We start from the raw sequence: 5,970 nt of genomic DNA, 5'->3' as shown, positions 1-5,970 counted from the left end.
GGGGTTGTGGGGGGGGGGGGGGGGGGGGGGGGGGGGGTTGCCCCCGCCCCGGGGGGGGGGGGGGGGGGGGGGGGGGGGGGGGGGGGGGCCCCCCCCCCCCCCCCCCACCACCGGAGCGCGGAGCCCTCTGATGCCCCGAGGGCGACGTCTGGAGCTTCGGCACGTACGCACCCGGGACGGCGATCCGGGACCCGGCGTCCCGGTCCCGTCACCGGGCGGGCCCCGACGGGCAGCAGGAGCCGGGCGCGCGAGTCCGAAGTCCGGATCCGCCGCCGGACGCACCCGGCCGGGCCGCCGGACAGCGGGCGCGCGCCCGAGGGCGGGGTCCGGTGCCGGGCGGCCCGCAGGGCGGCGGGTCCGGTGTCAGCCGCCCCTGTGGACCTGGAAGGCGGCGCGGCGGACCGCCTTGGCCAGCGCCGGGTCGGGGTGGGCGGCGGCCAGGGCGACCAGGACCTGGACGGTGCGCGGGTGGCCGACGGCGCGTACCTCGGTGAGCAGTGCGGGGACGGTCGGCTGGACCGCGGACTCCAGGTGGCGGACCAGCAGCGGGGCCTCGCCGTGGTCGGCGACGGCGGCCGCGGTGTCCACCCACAGCCAGGTGGCCTCCTCGCGGGTGAGGACCTCGTGGGCGTCCTCGGGGTCGGCGCCGTCGTGCTCGGCGAGCCACAGCAGGGCGTACGGCCGCAGCGTCGGCTCGTCGAGCACGGCGCGGACCTCGGGCTCGGCGGGGGCACCGACCACGCGCAGCGCCTCGAAGGCGAGGCCGCGCAGCAGGGCGTCCTCGCCCCGGGCGGCGTCGATCAGCTCCGTGACGGCGCTGCCGACCGGCCGGGCGGCGAGCCAGGCGCGGTACTCGGCGCGGGCCGCGTTGGGGCGCAGCTGGGCGCAGCCGCGCAGCATGTCCTCGGCGCCCTGCTCGATGTTCCCGGCGGGGCTCTGCGCGGCGACGCAGATCTGCTCCAGCTTGACCCACACCGCCCAGCTGCCGAGCGGGGTGAGTGTGGCCTGCCCGTCGCCGTAGGTGAGGGCCCCGACGGAGGCGAGGGCGCGCAGCGCCCAGTCGAGCAGCGGCTCGAGCGGGGCGTCGGCGCCGGCGGGCACGGCGGGCGCGGGCCGGGGCCGCTGGAGCGGCACCCTGGGTCTGAGCTCGGGTCCGGGCCCGGGCCGGGCCCCGGCGGCTCTGGACGTGTGGACCCGCTGTGCGTCCGGCCGGGCCGCTTCGGTCCGCGACACCTCGGGGCCGGCCGTGCCGGGCCGGCCGCCGGTGGTACCGGACGCGTCCGGCCGCGGCGCGTCGTGCCCAGGCGTGTCGGGACGGGCCGCGTCGGACCGGGAGAGCTCGGGCTGCGGAACGTAGTCGACCTCGCAGCGTTCCGTGCGGAGTTCCGTCACCCGCTGCTGGAGCAGGTCGAGGAGCTGGGGTACGGGGACCGGGCCGGCGGAGAGCTGGAGGAAGGAGAGGACCTGCGGCATGGCCGTGACGACCTCGGCGACGGCGGCGGCCTCGTACTCCTCGGGTTCCGGGTGGGCGAGCGACCAGGCGTCGCAGAGGGCGACCCAGCCGCGCAGCACGGCGCTGTCGTCGCGGTTCCAGGCGCGCAGCCGCCAGCCGGGGCGGGCGCTGTCGCCGTGCACCTCGATGAGGCCGGCCAGCCGGGCGGTGTCCCAGTCGGCGCGGACCTGAGCGGGGGTCAGGTCCAGAGCGCGGGCCGCCCGTTCGGCGGTCGCGTCGGAGAGGGTGGCCTTGCCGTCGGCGGTGGCGCTGTCCCCGCCGGGACCGAGGGCGGTGTCGGCCCAGCGGGCGACGCGGGCCGCGGCGGCCAGACCGGAGCGCGCCATTCTGGCCAGCTCCGCCGGGGCCGGCGTGCCCTCCGGGGGGCGTGGCGCGGGGCGGCGCGAGCGCCGCTGGTTCATCGCTGTGGGGGCGGCGGCCAGGGGTCGCGGGCGGACGATTCGAAGCCTGGAGTCGCGCGGGATACGGGACGTCACGGGTGCAGTCTTCCTGTTGACGGTCCGAAAACCCAAACGGAATGCCGGCGGCGGCGCCGGGACGGCCGGTGCCCCGGCCCCGGATACGGTCGGGGGAGGGATTCAGGCCACTGGTACGGCCCTAAACGGAATCCTCGGTACCGGCTGTCCGGCGCTCCCTCCGCGCGGTCACATCAGGGGTGTGAGGAAGCGCCGCAGCGCCTCTTCGTAGGCCTCCGGGTCGGCGTTCCACATCGCGCCGTGCGGGGCGCCCCTGACGGTGTGCAGGGTGATGGTGTCGGGGTGGTCGGCGGCGAGGCGGCGGGAGAACCGCCAGGGCGCCACCGTGTCGTCGGGGCCGTGGAAGATCTGCGTGGGGACCGCGATCCGGTCCAGGTGGAGGGCGCCGGGCCTGCGGTCGCCGTACAGTCCTGTGCGTCCCTGGGCGGCGCGGACCGCGAGCGGCAGCAGCGCGCCCGGGGTGTGCCGGGCCGCGGCGAGGGCGCGCAGGGTCGCCTCCCAGCTGAGCACCGGGGAGTCCAGGACGAGACCGGCCACACGTGCGCGCACCTCGGAGCGGGCGGCGGCGCGCAGCGCCATGGCCGCGCCGGTGGACCAGCCGTACAGGACGACCCGCCGGGCGCCGGAGTCCACGGCGTGGTGGAGCGCCGCGTCGAGATCGCGCCACTCGGTCTCGCCGAGATGGTTGAGGCCGTCCGGGGAGCGCGGCGCACCGGGGTCGCCCCGGTGGGCGGGGGCGAGCACCGGGAAACGGTGTCGGTGCAGGAACTCCATGAGGTTCATGGTGTGTTCACGGGTGGTGCCGAGGCCGTGGACGGCGATCACCCAGGTGTCCCGGGCACCCGGTACGAACCATGCGGGCAGGGGACCGAGTTCGCCGGGGATGTCGAGGTCGGTGTGGTCCAGGCCGAGGGCGCCGCCCGGGTCCCCGACGTACAGGTTCGGGGTGAGCCGGGCGCGGTCGCCGGGCTCCGGGGTGCCGTACGTGACGCGTTCGAGGCGGCGTACGACGGTGTCGGCGGAGTCCGGGGCGTCGGGCAGTACGGGGCCGACGACCGCGTGGAAGCCGGCGCCGGTGAGGCCGTGGCGTCCGGGGCGGAGTGTGGCGAAGTCCCTGGTGAGGGCGATCCGGCCGGCGGCGGTGGCGTGGACGGTGAGTCCGGGTTCGGTGGGCAGGGGGCCGCCGGGGGGCATTCTGAGCGCGGCGTCGCTGGCGAGCCGGCCGGCGGCCACCGCGGTGGCGGCGGCCCCTATCACGGCGGTGACGGCTGCGGCCGTCGCTCTGGCAGTGCGCACGTTCTCCAGTGTCATGTCGGGACGGGTACCCGGCCAGTGGGCGTCGCACAGTCGGGCTGCGCCCGTGCCTTTTCCGTCCGTGGGGTGCCGTCATCGCGGGGGTGGGGTTTTTCGCCCCCGCCGCCCCTTCCCTTCCCTTCCCCGGGGGCTGTGCCCCCCGGACCCCCTTGTCCTCAGACGCCGGACGGGCTGGAAGTGCCGGACGGGCCGGGAGGTTGCCCGTAGCCCCGCAGGCGGTCCCCCACCTCCGTCAGCTGCTCCGGGGTCAGCAGGTGGGGGGACAGGCCCGGGAGCGATGACGCGGTCAGCCAGAGACGGCACATCCATTCCAGTTGGGCCGTGCGGTCGTAGGCCTGGGCGAGGGTCGTGCCGTGGGTGACGGTGCCGTGGTTCTGGAGGAGGCAGCCGGTGCGGCCGTCCAGGGCGCGGAGCATGTTCTCGGCCAGTTCGTCCGTGCCGTACGTCGCGTAGCGGGCGACCCGGACGGGCCCGCCGAGTGCCGCCGCCATGTAGTGGATCAGCGGCAGCTCGTCGACGAGCGTGGAGACGGCCGTGGCGTGCACGGCGTGCGTGTGCACGACGGCGCGCGCGCCGGTGGTGCGGTAGACGGCCAGGTGCATGGGCAGCTCGCTGGTGGGGACGAGCGTGCCGAGGACCTGCCGGCCGGTGAGGTCGACGCCGGTCACGTCGTCCGGCGTCAGCCGGTCGTACGGCACTCCCGAGGGTGTGACGAGGACGGTCTCGCCGACCCGTACCGAGACGTTGCCGGAGGTGCCGACGACGAGTCCGTCGGCGACGGTCCGGCGCGCGGCCCCGACGAGTTCCGTCCAGGCGCGCGCCTCCTCCTCGCGCACGTCCCGGGTGCCTCCCGCTTCCCGTCCGTCCCTTGGCTGCTCGGTCATGCCGTGATCCTGCCAGGCGGCCATCCGGCGGAGGACCCACCCCCTCTTACGGTCACCACGATGCCCGTTCCAGTTCATCTTCCGTTCACCCTGGTTACCTACGTTCGACCAGCCAATGACCTCGAACGATTGCCTGGGTAAATGGAAAGCTTCTCGCTGATCCTCGCGATTGTGGTGGTAACCGCACTCGCGTTCGATTTCACGAACGGTTTCCACGACACCGCGAACGCGATGGCAACGACCATTTCGACCGGTGCTCTCAAACCCAAGGTCGCGGTGGCCATGTCCGCCGTGCTGAACCTTGTGGGCGCTTTTCTCTCGGTGGAGGTCGCCAACACGATCTCCAAAGGACTCGTCGACGAGTCCGGCATCCGTCCCGAGGTCATCTTCGCCGCGTTGGTCGGCGCGATCCTCTGGAACCTCCTGACCTGGCTGGTCGGTCTGCCGTCCAGTTCCTCGCACGCCCTCATGGGCGGTCTGATCGGCGCCGCCGTCGCCTCCGCCGGTCTCGGCGCGGTCCACGGCGACGTCCTCGTCACCAAGGTCCTGCTCCCCGCGATCGCCGCCCCGCTGGTGGCCGGCATCGCCGCCATGTTCGCCACCCGGCTGACCTACCGCCTGGGCCGGAAGGCCGACGGCAAGGCCTCCGAGAAGGGCTACCGTGCCGGGCAGATCGCCTCCGCCGGCCTGGTCTCCCTGGCCCACGGCACCAACGACGCCCAGAAGACGATGGGCATCATCACCCTCGCCCTGGTCGCCGGCGGCGCCGTCGCCCCCGACTCCGACCCGCCGCTGTGGGTCATCCTCTCCGCGGGCATCGCCATCGCGATGGGCACCTACCTCGGCGGCTGGCGCATCATCCGCACCATGGGCAAGGGCCTGACCGACCTCCAGCCGCAGCAGGGCTTCGCCGCCCAGACCAGTGCCGCGACGGTCATCCTGGCCTCCTCGCACCTCGGTTTCTCCCTCTCCACCACGCATTCCGTTTCCGGTTCCGTGATGGGCGCGGGCCTGGGCCGCAAGGGCGGCGTCGTCCGCTGGTCGACGGCCACCCGGATGTTCGTCGCCTGGGGCCTGACGCTGCCGGCGGCGGCCCTGGTCGCGGCGCTCGCCGAGTGGGTCTGCGGCTTCGGCGACTGGGGCACCGCCCTCGTGGCCGTCTTCCTGGTCGCCTCCAGCGCCGCCATCTGGAAGATCTCCCGGCGCGAGGTCGTCGACCACACCAACGTCAACGACCACGACGAGACGCCGGCCGAGGAGCCGTCCGGCGTGGTGACGCAGGCGATGGCCGCGGTCACCCCGCCCCCGGCGGGCACCCTGACCGACGACCTCTCGGCCACCATCCCGGCGCCGGCCCCCACCGACCCGGCGGCCCCGTCGGTCCCGCCGGCCGCGACCACCGTCTGACCGCGACCCGGTAGACCCGGTACGAAGGAAGAAGAGCACCATGAAGATCGACTGGGCGGCCCTCGGTTCCGTCTTCGGCGTCAGCCTCGTGGTCACCGTGGCCCTGGTGGGCCTGTTCACCCTCGGCATCAACGGCCTGTCCCGCCGCGAGCGGGCCGCCGCCCAGGGCCAGTCCGCGGCCCTGGCGGTCACCGGCGCCTACGCCTGCTTCGCGGCGTGCACGGCGGCGGTGGGGTACGGCATCTACCTGATCATGGCCTGATCCACAGGCCGCACCCGTAGGAGCGGGCGGTGCGGGGGGCGCGGGGCCCCCCCCCCCCCCCGCCCGCTGGGGCCCCCCCCCCCCCCCCCCCCCGCGGGGCCCACCCCACGCCCA

At 75.3% G+C, this 5,970-nt stretch carries 5 protein-coding genes; 2 read left to right on the top strand and 3 right to left on the bottom strand.

Translation table 11 applies throughout. From position 1 onward, the window contains the following. Positions 1–363 precede the first annotated feature (363 nt). The 3 genes from ACFV5H_RS37235 to ACFV5H_RS37225 form a co-directional block, all read right to left on the bottom strand. Positions 364–1,839, bottom strand: coding sequence for a hypothetical protein (locus tag ACFV5H_RS37235; protein WP_385199124.1), 1,476 nt, complete (start codon positions 1,837–1,839; stop codon positions 364–366). 318 nt (positions 1,840–2,157) lie between these two features. Further along, positions 2,158–3,285: an alpha/beta hydrolase gene (locus ACFV5H_RS37230; RefSeq protein ID WP_385058653.1), complete on the bottom strand. Its 1,128-nt coding sequence runs from the start codon at positions 3,283–3,285 to the stop codon at positions 2,158–2,160. A gap of 173 nt (positions 3,286–3,458) precedes the next feature. Then, on the bottom strand, positions 3,459–4,187 hold the full coding sequence (locus ACFV5H_RS37225) for a class II aldolase/adducin family protein (RefSeq protein WP_385199123.1): 729 nt from the start codon (positions 4,185–4,187) through the stop codon (positions 3,459–3,461). A 141-nt stretch (positions 4,188–4,328) separates the two neighbouring features. On the opposite strand from ACFV5H_RS37225, the gene ACFV5H_RS37220 reads away from it, so the two are divergent. Next, positions 4,329–5,594, top strand: a complete 1,266-nt coding sequence (locus tag ACFV5H_RS37220; protein WP_385199121.1) for an anion permease — start codon at positions 4,329–4,331, stop codon at positions 5,592–5,594. A gap of 40 nt (positions 5,595–5,634) precedes the next feature. Then, positions 5,635–5,856, top strand: coding sequence for a hypothetical protein (locus ACFV5H_RS37215; protein WP_385058649.1), 222 nt, complete (start codon positions 5,635–5,637; stop codon positions 5,854–5,856). Positions 5,857–5,970 lie beyond the last annotated feature (114 nt).

The sequence above is a fragment of the Streptomyces sp. NPDC059787 genome, from assembly GCF_042732315.1.
In the GTDB taxonomy this organism is placed as follows: Bacteria; Actinomycetota; Actinomycetes; order Streptomycetales; family Streptomycetaceae; genus Streptomyces; species Streptomyces atrovirens.
This window is presented reverse-complemented; position numbering and strand designations above follow the sequence as displayed.